Origin of the sequence: Paraprevotella clara YIT 11840, assembly GCF_000233955.1 — a bacterium.
GTDB lineage: Bacteria > Bacteroidota > Bacteroidia > Bacteroidales > Bacteroidaceae > Paraprevotella > Paraprevotella clara.
This window is the reverse complement of record NZ_JH376666.1, coordinates 219-452: the sequence shown is the minus strand read 5'-3', so window position 1 is coordinate 452 and position 234 is coordinate 219. Positions and strand designations below refer to the sequence as shown.

Sequence of the window (234 nt, the reverse complement as noted above, 5' to 3'; positions counted from 1 at the left end):
AGCTATTAATGCAAATGATATTTATAAGAAAATATTAACAAACCTTAATTCACATCAAGGAAATATAGCTGTTTTATCATTTACAGATTCAAAAATTAGTAGTAGATTACAATTTGAATTATGTGAAAAAAAATACAAAGAACTTATAGAAATAGTAAAACCAAGTATAACATCTCCTCCAGTAAATGAGGTAATTGATTATATAACAAATCAATTTAATGGTAAGTATATGAA

1 protein-coding gene is annotated in these 234 nt (G+C 22.6%); it reads left to right on the top strand.

The annotated features are described in order from the left end of the window. A partial coding sequence (locus tag HMPREF9441_RS18770) for a hypothetical protein (RefSeq protein WP_216593511.1) occupies window positions 1-234 on the top strand: 234 nt, incomplete at both ends.